Raw genomic sequence first — 17,253 nt, 5'->3', positions numbered from 1 at the left:
TTGCCCAACGTCCAAGGAAGTTACGGAGATAGGGTAATCCTATGAAAACAAGGACAATTACAATGAAGAAAGCGCTCCTCGGCAGCCTGGTTTCTGCTGCCTTGCTGACCAGCTTCAATCTGAGCGCCGCCTCTGCCAGCCAGGCAGTGGACGCTCAAGCCGCCACCGACAATGCATCCAAAGTGTCCCAGCAGAAGATCGACAACTACGCAGACTCTGCCGAATCCGCCCTCGCCCAGTACAAGGCCGCCCTGCGTCAGGTCGACAGCCTGCGTACCTACAACGAGCAGGTGGGCAAGATGGTCGACTCCCAGAGCAGCGAACTGGCCTCGATGCAGCGCCAGATCGCCCAGATCGATCAGACCAGCACCGAAGTGGTGCCGCTGATGCTCAAGATGATCGACTCCCTCGAGCAGTTCGTGGCGCTGGATCTGCCGTTCCAGAAGGTCGAGCGGGAGGATCGCGTCGCGGCCCTGACCGACCTGATGAACCGGGCCGACGTCACCATCTCCGAGAAGTACCGCAAGATCCTGGAGGCCTACCAGATCGAGGAGGGCTTCAGCCGCACCATCGAATCCTACAAGGCCAGCCTGGCCAAGGATGGCGGCGAGAAGACCTACGAGTTCCTGCGCGTCGGCCGCATCGCCCTGCTCTACCAGTCCCCGGACGGCAATGAGACCGGCATGTGGAACAAGAAGACCCGTCAGTGGGAAGAGTTGCCCCAGGAGTATCGCAGTGCAGTGGAACAGGGCCTTCGCATCGCCAAGAAGCAGGCGCCCCCCGCCCTCATCAAGCTGCCGGTTCAAACTGCGGAGAAAGCATCATGAAAGGAATCAAACTTGCCATCGCCTCGCTGATCGCGGGCGCTACCCTGATCACCCTGCCGGTGACCGCCGCCGAGAAACCGGTGGACCTGAACGCCCTGCTCAATCAGGTCAAGGCCGCCAGCACCACCGAATCCCAGCTCAACAAGGAGCGGGAAGCCCGCTTCCTGGCCGACAAGAACGAGCAGGCCGCTCTGCTGGCCAAGGCCAAGGCAGAACTGGCTGCCGAAACGGCCAAGGGTGAGCGGCTCAAGGCCACCTTCGATGCCAACGACAAGCAGCTGACCGAGCTGACCGAGACCCTGCGCCAGCGTGCCGGCAACATGGGCGAGATGTTCGGGGTGCTGCGCCAGTTCGCCGGCGAGTTCAAGGGGATCTTCAACGCCTCTGCCCGCCGGGTCGAACATCCGGAGCAGACCGCCCTGCTGACCCGCCTGGCCGAGAGCAAGGAGCTGCCCTCCAGCGATGACCTGACCGCCTTCTGGACCACCACCCTCAGCCGCATGGTCGACGGTGGCAAGGTCAGCCAGATCCCGGCCACCGTGGTCTATGGCGAGGGCAACCAGGCCGAGAAGACCGTCACCCAGATCGGCGAGTTCAACACCGTCTCCGAAGGCAAGTACCTGACCTTCGTGCCGGAGACCGGCAAGTTCGAACAGCTGCCCCGTCAGCCCGACAAGGGGGTGCTGGAGCCCATCGCCGAGTTTGAACGGGGTGGTGGCGGCGTCAAGCCGATCTTCGTCGACCCGTCCCGCGGCGTGATCCTCTCCCTGCTGGTGCAGTCGCCGACCCTGAAGGAGCGGATCGACCAGGGTGGTGAAGTGGGCTATGTCATCATGGTGCTCGGCGTGCTCGGCACCCTGCTGGCGCTGTTCTGCGGCGCTCGCCTCTCCCTCATCGGCGGATCCATGCGCAAGCAGCTGAAATCCGATCAGATCATCAAGGGCAACCCCATCGGCGAGATGCTGGGGGCCTACCAGAGCCATCGTGGCGACAACATCGAGGATCTGGAGTCCAAGCTCGACGAGATCATCCTGCGCAACGTGCCCAAGTTCGAGAAGGGCATCAGCATCATCAAGCTGATCGCCTCGGTCGCGCCGCTGCTGGGTCTGCTGGGTACCGTGGTCGGCATGATCGCCACCTTCCAGGCCATCACCCTGTTCGGTACCGGCGATCCCAAGCTGATGGCGGGCGGTATCTCCGAAGCCCTGGTCACCACCATGCAGGGTCTGGTGGTCGCCGTGCCCATGCTGTTCCTCTACACCATCGTGCAGACCCAGAGCCGTCGTCTGATCCAGGTGCTGGAAGAGCAGAGCGCCGGTTTCGTCGCCCGCTACCAGGAACGTCTGCACGCCTCCAAAGCCGCAGCGTAAGGAGTCACCCATGTGGTTCTGGTTGATTGAAGAAGTCGAGTCGGTCCGCCGGTTTCTGGGATTGGGGGGCGACGTACTGGTCGCCCTGTTCTTCCTGACCCTGATGATGTGGGCCCTGCTGCTGGAGCGCTGGTTCTACTTCATGGCGGTCTACCCCAAGCAGGTGAAGCAGACCAAGGCCGCCTGGCTGGCCCGCAGCGATCACCTCTCCTGGTCCGCCAAGCAGATCCGGCGCGAGCTGGTCTCCCGGGTGGCCATGGCGGTGGACAAGGGGATGCCGGTCATCAAGGTGCTGATCGCCCTCTGCCCGCTGATGGGGCTGCTCGGAACCGTGGTCGGCATGGTACAGGTGTTCGACACCCTGGCCATCACCGGCACCGGCTCACCGCGAGCGATGGCCTCGGGGATCTCCAAGGCGACGGTACCGACCATGGCAGGCATGATTGCCGCCCTTTCCGGCCTGTTTTTTGTCAACCAGCTCGATCACAAGGCCAAGCTGGCGGTCGAGAAGCTGGAAGACAACCTGAAACACGGTTGATGCAGGATGCACTCCCCCGCCGGGCCCGGCTCTGGCGGGGGCACAGAACAAGCAAGGAGTTTTTGCCATGAGAAAACGTCACAGCGACAGCAGTGCTGATGAGGCGGCCATCGATTTGACCCCCATGCTGGACATAGTGTTCATCATGCTGATCTTCTTCATCGTCACCACCTCGTTCGTTAAGGAGTCCGGCGTGGAGATCAACCGCCCGAGCGCCAGCACGGCCGAGACGGTGAAGAAGGGGAACATCATGGTCGCGGTCCGTGAAAACGGCCAGGTCTGGGTCGACAAGCGCATCGTCGAAGTAGGTGCCGTGCGCGCCAACATCGAGCGGCTGCGGGCCGAAAACCCGGAGAGCGCCGTGGTGATCCAGGCCGATACCGAATCCCGTTCAGGTCTGGTGGTCCAGGTCATGGATCAGATCCGCATGGCCGGTGTCCAGAACATCTCCATCGCGGCGAGCAAGAGCAGCTGATGCCGGAGCGAGCACCATGAGATACCTGATATCGTTGGCGGTCTCCTGTGTGGTGGTGTTCTTCCTGTTTCTGGGAATGAACAAGCTCATCACACCGGATCACCGGGAGTTGGTGGAGAAGGAGGACGTCAGCATGACCGACTTCATCCGCATCAAGCCTCAGGAGACCCTGCAAGAGAGACAACGCGAGCTGCCCAAGCCGCCGCCCCCGAACCGGCCCCCTCCCCCTCCCGAGATGGAAGTGGCCAGCACGGACCGGCCGCAGATGGAGAGCTCGCCGATGGACATGCCCAAACTCGACATCCCGGTCAACATCGGTGGCGGCAACGCCCTCGGTGCCTACAGCACCGGCGGTGGTGGCGGCGGCATGGGTGGCAACAACGGCGCCATTCCGCTGGCGACCTTCGAGCCCATGATGCCCCGCAAGGCGGCGCTGGCCGGCCTCGCCTCCGGCAAGGTGCTGGTGGAGTTCACCGTCACCGAGCGCGGCACCGTCAGCAACGTGCGGATCGTCAAAGAGGATCCCCGCAGCTACGACCTCGGCAAGGAGGCCCGCAAGACCATCGCCAAATGGACGTTCAAGCCGGCCATGGTCGATGGCAAGCCGCAGGCCACCCGCATGCAGCAAGAAATCGAGTTTGCGGTCAACTAAGGAAGGTGGCGATGAAAAAGTTACATACCCTGATCCTCGCCCCGGTCGCCATGGCGGTGCTGCTCAGCACCGCCGGCTGGGCCGCCGAGCAGCCTGCTCTCTCTGATCGCGCCTACCGCGCGGTCAACAAGGCGCAGGCACTGATCACCGAGAAAAAATACGGCGAGGCCAATGCCAAGCTGCAGGAGGCGCTGTCCGGCGCCGGCGAGCGGGTCTATGACAAGGGGGTCATTCTGCAGACCCTGGGCTTCGTGGCGGCGCAGCAGGAGAAGTACGGTCAGGCAACCAAGTACTTCGCCGACGCCATCGCCACCGGCGGGCTGCCCCAGCCGGTGGCCCAGCAGGTGCGCTACAACCTGGCCCAGCTCTACATGGCGGAGGGCAACTTCAAGGCCTCCATCAGCACCATGAACCAGTGGTTCGCGAGCCTGGGCAAGGACGAGAAGCCGACCCCGCATGCCTACATCACGCTGGCCAACGCCCATGTGCAGCTCAAGCAATATCGGGAAGCCATTCCGGCGGTGGACAACGCGATCAAGCTCTCCGCGGGCAAGGCGCCGGAGTCCTGGTATCTGCTCAAAATGGCGGCCCACTACGAGCTGAAACAGTACAAGCCGGCCACCGAGGTGCTGACCGCGCTGGTCGACCGCTATCCGGAGAAGAAGAAGTACTGGACCCAGCTGTCGGCCATGCACATGCAGGCAGGCAACGATGGCAAGGCGCTGGCAGCGCTGGAGGGGGCCTACAACCTCGGCATGCTGACCGAGGCGGCCGAATTGCAGCGTCTGGCCAACTACCTGGCCTTCGCCGGCATTCCCCATCGCGCCGCCCGCGTGATGGAGAAGGCGATGAAGGAAGGGACCATCGAGAGCAACGCGGCCAACTACAAGGCGCTGGCCAACTACTGGCACCAGGCCAAGGAGCTGGACCCGGCCATCGATACCCTGGCTAAGTCCTACAAGCTGGCCCCCAACGCCGAGCTGCAGCTCAAGATGGCGCGCATGATGATCCAGAGCAAGCGCTACCAGGATCTGGTGGCCTTCGCCGCCAAGCCCGCCGCCAATGCCAGCGGCGAGCAGCGGGCGGATCTGAAGTTCCTGACCGGGGTCGCCTATTTTGAGCAGCAAAAACCGAAGGAGGCGCTCAGCGCCTTCACTCAGGCTGCCCAGAACGGCAACGTCAGTGGCCGCGCGTCGCCCTGGATCAGCTTCTTGAAAGAGCAGCAGGGCGGCGCAGTCACCCAATAAGTAACCCAGGCGTGCCGGCCTGGGGGATTTTTTCCCGGCATGGCACGCAATGACACCCGGCAGGACGGGCACCCTCCCCGCCCTGCCGGTCAACAACAAGGGGGTCACCCCGCAGATTGCCTTGGTGGCAATTGGCCGCTCCCCGGAGCGGTCTTTTTTATGCCTCTGCCTTTATTATCCCGCCATAAAAAAATCCGGAGCCTGAGCTCCGGATTGGATCATTGCCTTGCGAGAGAACAGGCTAGGCAGAGTGCTGGCCTGCTCCTCAAGCGGTCATCAGTAGCTGCATACCAGTTTCCAGCTACCATCGCCCGCTCTGAGCTCGCAGCTGGTACAGCAGCCTGGACAACTCAGTAGCTGCACACCAGCTTCCAGCTGCCATCACCCGCCTTGGGCTCGCTGCTGGTCCACCAGTTGGCCTGCCACACCGCCTTGTTGTTGGTCATCCGATCACCACCGTTGGCGTGATCCCCCTGCGGCCAGGTCGGATAGGCCTTGTAGGCGGCCGGGTTGACGTTCTGGCTGCTGCAGGTGGCGCCGCCCGGGTTCTCACCGCCACCACTGCTGCCCAGCACGGCCTCCGGCAGGGTCGGGAACTCGGCCTTGAGGCCCGCAGTCTGGGTGCCGCTGATGATGCGGATACCGCTCGGCACACCGGCGGCCGGCAGATAGTAGGTCATCGCCACTTCCACGTCGCTGCCCGGCGCCCACGCCTTCCAGGTCGGCAGCGTAAAGGCCGCTTTGTGGAAGTCCTTCTCGTTGGCGATACCGTCGGAGTTCTGGTTGCCGCCGCTCTCCACCACTTTCAGCCCCATCCCGCTCTGGTCGGTGATGGTATCGGAGGTGGAGGTGGGCACCAGGAACTCGATGCGGGTACCGCCCGGAATGGTCTGGGTCGAGTTGTTGGTGAGCTTCAGAGTCGGGTTGATCGGGTAGTTGGAATCCCCCTCCTTGAAGCCGGAGAGGCTCACCGCGATGTCGAGCTGGGCGGTTGGCGCCGCCAGATCGTTCTGCTGGGTGTTGTACTTGGCTGCCTTGGCGAACTTCTCGTAGGCGAGCGTGGTCAGCGTGCTGCCCATGCCGTACTCGTTCTTGGCCGGATCGAAGGCGTAGTCACCCGCCATCTCCCAGAACATGACCCCACCCAGGCCCCGCTTGATGATGTAGTCGAGCTTGTGGCCCATGGACTCTTCATCTTCGGTGGAGAGGAACACCTTCTTCTCTTCGTTCCACAGCCAAGGCGCCTGCGCCTTGTCATCGTAGTAACGCACGTACTTGCCCTGCATCACGTGAGCCGGGTTGTTGGGATCCAGACCCCAGGCCTGGCCGTAGCTCGGCATGGTGGTGATACCCAGGCTGGCGGCGTTCTCCAGGTTCTTGGCATGCCACATGGGCACGGCGCCACCGCCGATCTCCTTGCCGTTCTTGTCGAGATCATGCCAGATGTTGTCGATGCCGACCGCCCCGTTGCCGCACGGAATGGTGCTGCCACCGGTACCCGGCTGACAATCGCTCTGGCTCGGCAGGGCTGCCTTGCCGGCAAGGCCGTGGGTGCCACCGCTGACCCCTTGCCAGCCGCGGGTGTAGTAAGGCACACCCACGTTGATCTTGCCGGCCGCCAGGGCGCCACGGAAGTAGTGGGCAGACCAGGCCGCGTTGAGGTAGCCGATGCCGCCAAACTGGCTCTGGGTATAGACGCCCCAGTGGGCAAGTTCGGCATCCGCCTTGTTGTCGAACAGGGCGGCGTTGTGACCGACGAAGTTGTTCCAGGCGCCGTGGAAGTCGTAGGTCATCAGGTTGACGTAGTCGAGGTACTGGGTGACCTGGAAGTTCTCCATGCCGCGCAGCAGGTAGGCCGAGGCCGGCGAGGCGATGGTCAGCATGTACTTGCGACCATCCTCGCTGCCGGCACTGTCGAGCTTGCTGCGCAGGGTCTGCATCAGCACCTTGTAGTTGGCAAACAGCTTGCCGCGGCACTGGTTGGAGAGCGGGAAGTCATTGGGGTTGCCCGCATCCTTCATGGAGGTGGGATATTCGTAGTCGACGTCGACCCCGTCAAAGCCGTACTGACGGATGAAGCTCACCGCCGAGATGGCAAAGGCGTTGATGCCGTCGCTGTTGACCGAGCAGTCACCCTTGGTGGTGGCGGTATAGAAGCCGCGGGTATCGGCCCAGCCTCCCACCGAGATCAGGGTCTTCACGTCCGGATACTGCTTCTTGTACTTCGACAGCAGGTTGAAGTGGCCCTTGTAGGCAAACTCCGGATCCATCTCGGCACCCGGCACGCCGTCCCAGGTCATCTTGGTCGCCGAGTCGTCCACCTTGATGGTGTGGCTCTGCTCGTCCACCGCCGCGAAGGCGTAGTTGATGTGGGTGATCTTGTCCCAAGGGATGTCGCTCACCAGATAGGAGGGCAAGCCGTTCTTGCCGGTACGCCAGGAGGTGAAGTAGCCGATGACCCGACGGGCGTGGTCATCCCCCATGCACTCGTAACCGTCCGGGCGGTAGATCTGACGGATATCGCAGGAGAGGTTGCCGCCGGTGGGCGGCAGGGCTGCCTCTTCCACCTGTACGTCGACCTGGCTCGATTCGCCGCTCAGGTTCTCCTTGTCGGTCGCCACCAGCTTGAGGCCGGCCAACCCCTTGCTCTGGGGCGTCCAGTTCACCTGCCAGGGGGCACTGGTGTCTTCGCCCACTTTCTTGCCATCGACGAACAGCTCGACCTTGGTGACATCGTTGTTGGCATCGGTGACGTTGCCGCTCACCGCCACGCTGCGACCCAGGGTCACCTTGGCGCCGCTAGCCGGGCTGCTGATGCTCACCTTGGGCGCCTCTGGCGCCACCACGGCGGCGACGTTGAAGCTCGAATCCGCCTCGCTCAGCACCTTGCCATCTTTATCCAGTGCCCGTGCCTTGAGGGCGTGGGCGCCGACACCGGCGGCACTCCAGCTGCCGTTCCAGGGCGAGGCGCTCGCCGTGGTCACCAGCTTGCCGTCGATGAGGTATTCCACCCGAACCAGCGCCGTCACCGGGCCGCTCAGGGTCACCGCCAGCGCGACGCTGGCCCCCTCGTTGAAACTGGTGCCGGCAGCCGGCGAGCTGACGGCTACGCCGAGCGCCGGAGGCGGCACGTCCCCACCATAGAGTTTCCAGGCATCGGCCCAGACCACACCCACCCCGGGGGCGTAGTGATAGGGCGAGGCCCCGCACCAACCGGAGTAGGGAAATTCTTTGCACTCATAGAGATTGCCGACGTTGCTGACGATGTCGCCGGCCTTGTAGGCGGTACCGGCCTGATAGGCGGGATAGGCGGCCTGTGCCCAGGCGGGCATGGCAGCCAAAGCCACCAGCATGGCAAGCCTGCTGGGCCTTAGGGTCTGTTGCATATTGTTATCTTCCTTGTTTTGTCTTGGCATTGGTCACCAAGGCAAAGAACAAGCGCAACCTGCGTGATGGGCGCAGACAACTGGCAATGGACCTGCCACAAACGTCACCCTCACCCTGGGAAGCCCCGCTATCTGGATCGCACGATCTGAAGACCGGAGGCATTGCGTCCCGGCATCTCGACCGGTTTGCCCTTTACCTGGGTTCCGTGAGGAACAAGCCGAGTATAGGAATCAACCAGCCGAGTCTCAATCTTCATTCTCGAGGAAAAATATGTGGATGCCAGCCAGATCACATTTTCACTGATGTGACGAAATAACTATTTTGTCATTAATTTCATACTGTTAGCCAAGTCAAAAAAAACCGGCATTGCCCTCATTTGTATCCCCGTAATGTGCGTTGGCTCACTGGTATGACATGCCAGAAATGTGACAATGCGCGCCCTTGGCCAATGCGCCAAGGCTATGGAAACACTGGCAAAAAATAAAAAAGGAACAGTTATGAAAGGAACACGTACCCTGCTGTCGCTGGCCGTGGGGCTTGCGCTCGCCTCCCCGTCCGTCTATGCCGCCGGCTTCAGCTGCCCGGCCGACAGTGCCCTCACCCCGATCCCGGTCATTCAGGGCAGCGGCGACAAGAGCCCGCTCATTCCCGCCGACAAGTTCGAAAGCCCCCAGAGCGTCATGGTCAAGGCGGTGGTCTCTGGCCTTGGCGAGAGCCTCAACAAGGGGTTCTACCTGCTGGATGTGCAGGGCGACGGCAACCCCCAGACCTCGGACGGCATCTTCGTCTTCCTGAACGACAAGAACTTCGCCAGCAAGTACCCGGACATCAAGCCGGGTGCCGAAGTCTGCCTGGAGGCCAAGGTTGAGGAGTATTACAACCACACCCAGCTCAAGCCGGTGTTTGACAGCGGCACTCCGCGCCTGCAGGTCGTCGCCCAGGGCTCGGTCCCGGCCGCCATCCCGCTGCGGGTGCTGGAAAACGAGACCCTGGCCCGGGCGCTGGAGCGCCACGAAGGGATGCGGGTACGGCTCGATGCCGACAGTGCGCTCAAAATCAGCCGCAACTTCAGCTATGACTACGCCGCCCGGCGCAACAACCTGGTGCTCTCCCACCAGGCGCCGCTGATGAAACCGACCCAGCTGCACGACGCCGACAGCAAGGCCGCCAAGGCGCTGGCCAAGGCCAACGCCGGCAACCGGGTGTTCCTCGAATCGGACTTCAAGGCCGCCGACGGCAAACTGCCCTGGCTGCCGGCCTGGGAGCCTGAGCAGGGTTACCTGCGCATCGGCGACGCCCCGGTCAATCTGGACGCCATGGTGGGCTACAGCTACAACGAGTACCGGCTGATCGTGCCGCAGGAGCAGGTGATCACCGCCGGCGATCTGCTGCGCACCAGCGACAACGACCGCCAGAGCGCCCCGGCCCGTGCCGACGGCACCGATCTGCGCGTCGGCAGCTTCAACGTGCTCAACTACTTCACCAGCCACTCCAGCGTGGGCGGTGCCCTCAACGTGCTGTGCAAGGATCAGGCGGATGCGGACAGCGCCAAGGGCTGCAACCGCGGCGCCAAGAACCTGGAAGATTTCCAGAAACAGCGCGCCAAGATCGTCAACGCCATCACCGAGATGGATGCCGACCTGCTCGGCCTGATGGAGATGGAGAACAACGGCTTTGACAGCCACTCCGCCATCAGCGACCTGGTGCAAGCCCTCAACGCCCAGCAGAAAGAGGCGGGCAAGCAGTACGCCTTCGTCACCCTGCCCAAGGCGCTGCTGCAGGGCGAGCACTACTTCGGTGGCGACGCCATCATGGTGGCCATGATCTACCGGCCGGCCAAGCTGGCACCGCAAGGGGACGCCAACGTCATCACCCTGCCGGTGCAGAAATACCTGGATGCCAAAGGGGTCGAGAAACAGGCCTCCCAGCGTGACTCCCTGGTGCAGACCTTCACCGTCGAAGGCAGCAAGGATCCGCTGACTTTGGTGGTCAACCACCTGAAGTCCAAGGGTTCAGGCTGCCTGGAAAACTTGGACGGCAAGGAGCCGGCCGATCTGCAGGGCAAGTGCACCGAGTTCCGGGTCAGCGCCGCCAAGGTGTTGGGCGAGGCGGTGAGCAAGCTGCCCGGTCAGGTGCTGCTGGTGGGCGACTTCAACTCCTACGCCCGGGAAGATGCGATCCGGGTGCTGACCGACTATGTGCCGACCGACGGTCAGCGCAAGATAGTCTCCGCCTCCCAGACCTTCCTCGGCGACCAGGTCTTTGAGCAGACCGGCAGCGAAGTGGCCAAGAGCTACGGCCTGGTGGACATGAACGTCAAGTTCAACAAGGAGAAGGCCATCTCCTACAGCTACGAGGCCGAGCTCGGCACCCTGGACTATGCCCTCGCCAACCCGGCGCTGGCCGGCAAGGTGATCGCCGTGGCCGACTGGCACATCAACTCGTTCGAAAGCAACCTGTTCGAGTACGGCCGGGACTTCACCGGCGACATGATCAAGTCGGACAACCCGTTCAGCGCCTCCGACCACGACCCCATCATCGTCGACCTCAAGCTGAAAGAGGAGAGCAACGGCGGTGGTGGTGCCATGGGCGCCCTGCTGCTGGCGCTGCTGCCGCTGGCCTGGCGTCGTCGCCACGGCTGATGACCCATCGCCATCAAACCAAAAGCCCGCAGCGATGCGGGCTTTTTTATGGGCCGGCCGGCACAACCGGTGTGCCGAGCACAAAACAAAAAGGCCACCGCAGTGCGGTGGCCTTTTCTACTTTCATTACGAAATATGGTGGAGCTACGCGGGATCGAACCGCGGACCTCTTGCATGCCATGCAAGCGCTCTCCCAGCTGAGCTATAACCCCAACTCACCTCGGCGCTACCAAAGTTATCTCCGGCAACGGAGGCGCATGATAGGCACCGACCGCTTTGCTGTCAACCCAAAAATAACGCCGATTCGCGCGTTTAGTCAAAATTCAAGCAGTTAGCCGATTTAACCGGCAATGACGCAGCTATCTCGCTGTTTTATGTCACAAAACCGGCCTTTGGCCAAAAACAAAGGGCCCCCGTACGGGAGCCCTTTCGCAAGCACTGGCTGGCGCTTATTCGGCGGCCATGCGCGCTTCGATGTACGCCAGAGCGCGGTCGATGCGGGCCAGTACCCGCTCCTTGCCCACCAGCGCCATCACGACGTCGATGGCAGGAGATTGACCCAGACCGGTGACGGCAATGTGCGACGGCAAGCTTACTCGGCAGCCATGCGTGCTTCGATGTAAGCCAGAGCGCGGTCGATGCGGGCCAGTACCCGCTCCTTGCCCACCAGCGCCATCACGGCGTCGATGGCGGGGGACTGGCCGAGACCGGTGACTGCCACACGCAGCGGCATACCGACCTTGCCCATGCCCTGACCCAGCTCGGCGGCGGTCGCTTCAATCAGCTCGTGCAGTGCTTCGGTGGTCCAGCTATCCAGGGCAGCCAGCTTGGCCTTGGCCAGGGTCAGCGGCTCGGCAGCAACGCCGCGCAGGTGCTTCTTGGCAGCCGCTTCGTCGATGGCCTCAAAATCTTCGAACAGGTAGCGGCTCTGGGCGGCCATCTCGACCAGGGTGTTGCAGCGCTCGGCCAGCAGAGTCACCACCTCTGGCAGTGACGGGCCCTTGCTGGTGTCGATCTTCTGATCGGCCATGTGCCAGGCCAGATGCTTGGCCACATAGGCCGGGTCCAGGCTGCGCATGTAGTGGTTGTTCAGCCACAGCAGCTTGTCGGTGTTGAACGCGGAGGCAGACTTGGAGATGGCATCCAGGCTGAACAGCTTGATCATCTCTTCCAGGCTGAAGATCTCCTGATCGCCGTGGGACCAGCCCAGACGCACCAGATAGTTCAACAGGGCTTCCGGCAGGTAGCCGTCGTCGCGGTACTGCATCACGGAGACCGCACCGTGGCGCTTGGAGAGCTTGGCACCATCGTCACCCAGGATCATGGAGACGTGGGCAAACTCCGGCACCGGCGCGTTCAGCGCCTTGTAGATGTTGATCTGGCGCGGGGTGTTGTTGATGTGGTCTTCGCCACGCACCACGTGGGTGATCTCCATGTCCCAGTCATCGACCACCACGCAGAAGTTGTAGGTCGGCGCGCCGTCGGTACGGCGGATGATCAGATCGTCGAGCTCGGTGTTGGCGAACTCGATGCGGCCACGGACGTGGTCATCGAACACCACGGAACCTTCGGTCGGGTTGCGGAAGCGAATCACGTGCGGCGCATCGGCCGAGTGATCGTGGGCGTGGTCACGGCACTTGCCGTCATAGCGGGGCTTCTCGCCGTTGGCCATCTGGCCTTCGCGCAGCGCTTCCAGCCGCTCCTTGGAGCAGTAGCACTTGTAGGCACGGCCGTCAGCCAGCATCTCGTCGATCAGGCCGTTGTAGCGATCGAAGCGCTTGGTCTGGTAGTAGGGGCCCTCATCCCAGTTCAGCTCCAGCCATTCCATGCCCTCAATGATGGCGTCGATCGCCTCCTGAGTGGAACGTTCCAGGTCGGTATCCTCGATACGCAGCACGAACTCACCGCCCTGGTTCTTTGCAAACAACCAGGAATAGAGTGCGGTACGGGCACCGCCGACATGCAAAAAGCCGGTCGGGCTGGGAGCAAAACGGGTTTTGACTTTCATCTTTAAGCCTTGTGTAGAGGGCCTTGGGCCAATTCGTTAAAAAAACCGTCGCATTTTAGCACCGACAATGACGGATGGGAAAACCATGCAGCCGCAGCGGGCAAAAGTAGGGGGTTGCACAGGCGTCCCAGCCGCTTGCCGCCTGATATTTGAAGGGGATCGCAAAACAAAATCCCGGTTTCCGTTTTGCTATGACAAGTGTTGGAGAGCTGCCTCCTCCGGCCGATATCCAAATAACGCTCACCAACAAGGAAGAGACGATGCAGTTCCGTTCTATCCAGAATCGCATTCTGGTGATGGCCGGGATCGCCATGACCGCCGCCCTGGTCATCCTGATCCTGCTCAACCAGTACTCGGGTCAACAGACCCAGAAGCTGACCATCAGCTCCAGCCGCGCCGCCCTGCAGCAGGAGGCATGGCAGAAGGTCAACGCCAACGCCCGTGCCGAGGCCGCCACCATCACCCAGCTGCTGCAAAAGGGGCTCTCCTATACCCAGCAGATGGCCAGCGCCCTCGCCCTGCAGCAGGAGGGCAAGCTGCCGCTGGATCGCCAGCAGGCCACCGATCTGCTCAAGGCCCAGCTCGCCCTCGAACCCCAGCTCTACGGCGCCTTCGCCGGCTTCGAACCCAACGGTTTCGACGGCCAGGATGCCAGCTTCTCCGGCCAGACGGCGCTGGGCAGTGACAGCAAGGGGCGCTTCGTGCCCTACTTCTATCGCGACAAGGAGAGCATCGGCACCGACCTGCTGCTCTCCATCGAGAAGAGCGATCCGGATGAGTTCGGCAATCCGGCCAACGACTACTACGCCTGCCCGAAACGGGAGGGACGCTCCTGCCTGATCGACCCCTTCAAGGTGGACATCAACGGCCAGCAGGTGCTGGTGAGCACCATCACCACCCCCATCATGGTGGGCGGCCAGTTCAAGGGGATCGCCGCGCTCGATCTGGCGGTGGACTCCATCAGCCGTCAGGCCCAGTCCCTCAACAGCAACATCTATGACGGCAAGGGCGAGACCCTGATCGTCAGCGCCGCCGGCGTCATCACCGGCACCAGCGGCGATGCCAGCCTGCTCGGCAGCCGCGCCGACAAGCTGCTTGGCAACGGCTGGCAGCAGTACCTCAAACCCGAGGTGCAGCGCCAGGAGCTCGACGATGCGTTTCGGATCTCGGTGCCCATCGCGGTGCCTGGCATGAGCCGCAACTGGGCCATCATCGTCACCCTGCCCTACAAGGTGGTGCTGGCCGGGGCCGACCAGCTGGAAGCCCAGCTGAGCGAGATGAACCGGGCCGCCATGACCCAGCAACTGGTGGGCGCCGTCGTCGTGCTGGTGCTGGCGCTGGCCACCATGCTGGTCATTGCCCGCAGCATCACCGGCCCCATCCGTCAGATGGTCAGCCTGGTGGATGACATCGCCGATGGCGAGGGAGATCTCACCAAGCGGCTCAATACCCAGTCCCACGATGAATTGGGGGACTTGGCCAAGGGCATCAACCGCTTCATCGACAAGCTGCAGGTGCTGCTGGGGGATGTGCTCAAGACCGCCAGCGAGGTCAACCGTCACGCCGGCGACACCGATCGCATCGCCGGCCAGACCGACACCAACCTGCAGCATCACCAGGCAGAGATGGAGCAGATGCTGACCGCGGTGCAAGAGATGTCCTACGTCAGCCAGGAGGTAGCCACCCACGCCAACAACACCGCCGACTCGGCCAAACAGGCTCAGGGGGCGGCGGATCAGGGCAAGGTGCGCTTCCAGCAGGTGATCCAGTCGATGCACAAGGTGGCCGCCGAGGCCGGCAAGGGAGCCGAGGTGGTCGAGGGGCTGGCCCATGACAGCGAGCAGATCACCAGCATCCTCACCGTCATTCAGGGGATCGCCGATCAGACCAACCTGCTGGCGCTCAACGCCGCCATCGAGGCGGCCCGGGCCGGCGAGCAGGGCCGCGGCTTTGCGGTGGTGGCCGACGAGGTACGCAAGCTGGCGGGCAACACCCAGCAGGCGGTGCAGAATACCCAGGAGCTGATCGAGAAGATCCGCCACAGCTCGGCCAACGCGGTCAACGCCATCAACCAGAGCCAGCAGCTGACCCATCAGGCGGTGGGCGAGGCGGATCTGGCGGAAGAGGCGCTCGGCAGCATCTATCAGGCCATCTCCACCATCAACGACATGACCTACCAGATCGCCTCCGCCGCCGAGGAGCAGAGCTCGGTTTCCGAGACCGTCTCCGGCAACCTGTCAAAAACCAACGCACTGGCCAACGACATCGCACTGGATGCGACCGAAACGGCCAAAGCCAGCCAGGCGTTGCGCCAGGCGGCCGAGCGTTTACAGCAATTACTGGGACAATTTCGTCTCAGCTGATAATTTTCCACCTCAGGACTCTCCCCCTCGGGGGCGAGTCCGTTTACCATAGGCACGAATTTGCCTGATGGCAGGCAATGTAGTGAGAGGTAAATGCCGTGCCCACCCCGGACCGTCGCCCCCGTGGCCACAACAGACGAGCCCAGCAGCGTCGCCAAGACGAATCACAAGGATCCCTGCTCCATCGTATCAATGCCGCCACCCTGCCCCTGCGTCAACGCATCGGCCAGGGCATGAGCGGACTTGGCCAACGCGGCCAGGAAGCCAAAACAGGCAAGTTCAAGCTGGCGAGCCCGCTGCCGCGCAAGCACACCATAGGGCTGCTGATCCTGATCCCGCTCTGGTTGCTGGTGCTGGCCTGGGAGCCGGCCGTCCCCGCACCCAAAGCCGCGCCGTCCGGTTCGCTGGCAGTCCCCATCGCCGTACCGGCGCAGGCCCTCACCGTCGGCAATGGCGCCACAGGCAGTGCACCGGCCGCAGCCAAACCGGTCGAAGAGAAGGTGGATGGCACCTGGCTGCAGCACGACGTGCAAGCCGGCGAGACCCTCTACTCCATCTTCCGCAAGTTCGAGCTGCCGGGCGCCGAGCTCAGCCGCCTGATCGCCATCGAAGGGCCTGATCGGCCGCTGACCCGCCTGCAATCGGGTCGGGCCGTGTTCATCCTGATCGATGACACCCGCCGTATCCAGCGGGTCGAGATCCGCTCCTACGGTCAGGCCATCTACCGCTACGACCGACAGGGTGAAGGGTTCGCCCTCAAGGAATAAAAAAACGGGAGGCCTGGTGCCTCCCGTTTTTTTGACCTGAATCCATGAAATAAGCCGCTGAGTTCACAATATTTTTAGCTTGCTCAAAAAATGAAAAGTGCCAAATTGACAAGGGATCGCGCTCACGTACAATCGTTTGTGCTTTAGACAGGGATTGTTCTACATGCTACTGGGACAAATTGACGTGGTCAGTCATGCTTCAACCCCTGATTGCTAAGCAAATGCTGCCCAACAAGGCTTAGTTTCATTTTGTTATAGATAGGACTTACCACATGTCTGACATTCGCACCGGCCAAGTAAAATGGTTCAATGAGACCAAGGGTTTTGGCTTCATCGAGCAATCCCAGGGACCGGACGTTTTCGTTCACTTCTCCTCCATCCAGAGCGCCGGTTTCAAGACCCTGGCTGAAGGTCAAAAAGTCCAGTTCACTGTGACCCAGGGCAAAAAAGGCCCTCAGGCTGAGAACGTTACCCTGCTCTAAGCCACGCCAGTGAGCCTGTAGGAGGAGCCATCGGCCCTCCTATTTTTTTGCCCACCGTTTCCCCTTCCCCGCCACGCTCACAAGCCTGCCCGCAGCAACAGCAACCCTCCCCACGACAATCATAAGCTTGCCTATAACCACAGCCCTCCCCAGCACCTGCGCACGAAGCGGCTACAGAAGACATGGGCCTGATCTGGCTGAACGCCGGACACGGCAAATCATCGCGGCGCGATATGATGGGCAATTCAAATGGATGATGAGAACTTCGAAGAGAGATTGGAGCGGGAAACGAGACTCGAACTCGCGACCCCGACCTTGGCAAGCGCGGATCATGCTCTACCAACTGAATATGGCAGCCATTGTATTGAGAAACTGGATTCGTGAGCTTGGGGGGAAAGAGATTGAATTTGAAGAAAGATTGGAGCGGGAAACGAGACTCGAACTCGCGACCCCGACCTTGGCAAGGTCGTGCTCTACCAACTGAGCTATTCCCGC

12 protein-coding genes, 2 tRNA genes, 1 pseudogene and 1 riboswitch are annotated in these 17,253 nt (G+C 62.2%); of the genes and pseudogenes, 10 read left to right on the top strand and 5 right to left on the bottom strand.

The genetic code is table 11. From position 1 onward, the window contains the following. Positions 1 to 62 precede the first annotated feature (62 nt). From PG881_RS00075 to PG881_RS00050, 6 genes are all read left to right on the top strand, one after another. Positions 63 to 827 (top strand): DUF3450 domain-containing protein, encoded by a 765-nt coding sequence (locus tag PG881_RS00075; protein ID WP_016351821.1) that lies wholly within the window; start codon positions 63 to 65, stop codon positions 825 to 827. Then, positions 824 to 2,197 (top strand): MotA/TolQ/ExbB proton channel family protein, encoded by a 1,374-nt coding sequence (locus tag PG881_RS00070; RefSeq protein WP_270797655.1) that lies wholly within the window; start codon positions 824 to 826, stop codon positions 2,195 to 2,197. Before PG881_RS00075 ends, PG881_RS00070 begins: the two co-directional genes overlap by 4 nt. Positions 2,198 to 2,207: 10 nt before the next feature. Then, positions 2,208 to 2,735, top strand: a complete 528-nt coding sequence (locus tag PG881_RS00065; RefSeq protein ID WP_010633019.1) for a MotA/TolQ/ExbB proton channel family protein — start codon at positions 2,208 to 2,210, stop codon at positions 2,733 to 2,735. A gap of 67 nt (positions 2,736 to 2,802) precedes the next feature. Further along, positions 2,803 to 3,210, top strand: coding sequence for an ExbD/TolR family protein (locus PG881_RS00060; RefSeq protein ID WP_010633018.1), 408 nt, complete (start codon positions 2,803 to 2,805; stop codon positions 3,208 to 3,210). A gap of 16 nt (positions 3,211 to 3,226) precedes the next feature. Beyond that, entirely contained in the window at positions 3,227 to 3,862 is a 636-nt protein-coding gene (locus PG881_RS00055) for an energy transducer TonB (protein WP_024943514.1), read from the top strand. Positions 3,863 to 3,873: 11 nt separating this feature from the next. Further along, on the top strand, positions 3,874 to 5,109 hold the full coding sequence (locus tag PG881_RS00050) for a tetratricopeptide repeat protein (protein WP_024943513.1): 1,236 nt from the start codon (positions 3,874 to 3,876) through the stop codon (positions 5,107 to 5,109). A gap of 350 nt (positions 5,110 to 5,459) precedes the next feature. On the opposite strand, the gene PG881_RS00045 is transcribed toward PG881_RS00050, so the two are convergent. Next, positions 5,460 to 8,495 (bottom strand): glycosyl hydrolase family 18 protein, encoded by a 3,036-nt coding sequence (locus tag PG881_RS00045; RefSeq protein ID WP_408770538.1) that lies wholly within the window; start codon positions 8,493 to 8,495, stop codon positions 5,460 to 5,462. Between the two features lie 115 nt (positions 8,496 to 8,610). Further along, positions 8,611 to 8,696, bottom strand: a riboswitch (cyclic di-GMP riboswitch). Positions 8,697 to 8,993: 297 nt separating this feature from the next. Between PG881_RS00045 and PG881_RS00040 the strand changes: the two genes are divergently transcribed. Next, positions 8,994 to 11,138 carry an ExeM/NucH family extracellular endonuclease gene (locus PG881_RS00040; RefSeq protein ID WP_270797653.1) on the top strand — a complete coding sequence of 715 codons (2,145 nt, stop codon included), beginning with the start codon at positions 8,994 to 8,996 and terminating at the stop codon, positions 11,136 to 11,138. A 136-nt stretch (positions 11,139 to 11,274) separates the two neighbouring features. Here the strand turns inward: PG881_RS00040 and PG881_RS00035 are convergent. The 3 genes and pseudogenes from PG881_RS00035 to gltX all read right to left on the bottom strand — a co-directional run bounded on the left by PG881_RS00035 (position 11,275) and on the right by gltX (position 13,146). Beyond that, positions 11,275 to 11,350 (bottom strand) — tRNA-Ala (locus PG881_RS00035). Between the two features lie 237 nt (positions 11,351 to 11,587). Then, a pseudogene (locus tag PG881_RS00030) lies at positions 11,588 to 11,719 on the bottom strand (glutamyl-tRNA synthetase); the annotation flags it as partial. A gap of 11 nt (positions 11,720 to 11,730) precedes the next feature. Further along, positions 11,731 to 13,146: a glutamate--tRNA ligase gene (gene gltX, locus PG881_RS00025; RefSeq protein ID WP_270797652.1), complete on the bottom strand. Its 1,416-nt coding sequence runs from the start codon at positions 13,144 to 13,146 to the stop codon at positions 11,731 to 11,733. 260 nt (positions 13,147 to 13,406) lie between these two features. On the opposite strand from gltX, the gene PG881_RS00020 reads away from it, so the two are divergent. The 3 genes from PG881_RS00020 to PG881_RS00010 all read left to right on the top strand — a co-directional run bounded on the left by PG881_RS00020 (position 13,407) and on the right by PG881_RS00010 (position 16,758). Continuing rightward, positions 13,407 to 15,509, top strand: coding sequence for a methyl-accepting chemotaxis protein (locus PG881_RS00020; protein ID WP_270797650.1), 2,103 nt, complete (start codon positions 13,407 to 13,409; stop codon positions 15,507 to 15,509). Positions 15,510 to 15,607: 98 nt separating this feature from the next. Next, complete coding sequence (locus tag PG881_RS00015) at positions 15,608 to 16,276, top strand: LysM-like peptidoglycan-binding domain-containing protein (RefSeq protein ID WP_024943508.1); 669 nt, start codon at positions 15,608 to 15,610, stop codon at positions 16,274 to 16,276. Positions 16,277 to 16,548: 272 nt separating this feature from the next. Beyond that, the gene (locus PG881_RS00010; RefSeq protein ID WP_011707209.1) at positions 16,549 to 16,758 is read left to right on the top strand and encodes a cold-shock protein; all 210 of its coding nucleotides are present in this window, start codon (positions 16,549 to 16,551) and stop codon (positions 16,756 to 16,758) included. A gap of 419 nt (positions 16,759 to 17,177) precedes the next feature. On the opposite strand, the gene PG881_RS00005 is transcribed toward PG881_RS00010, so the two are convergent. Further along, positions 17,178 to 17,253, bottom strand: a tRNA-Gly gene (locus PG881_RS00005).

It is taken from the genome of Aeromonas sp. QDB54 (genome assembly GCF_027707385.1).
Taxonomy (GTDB): domain Bacteria; phylum Pseudomonadota; class Gammaproteobacteria; order Enterobacterales; family Aeromonadaceae; genus Aeromonas; species Aeromonas hydrophila.
This window is presented reverse-complemented; position numbering and strand designations above follow the sequence as displayed.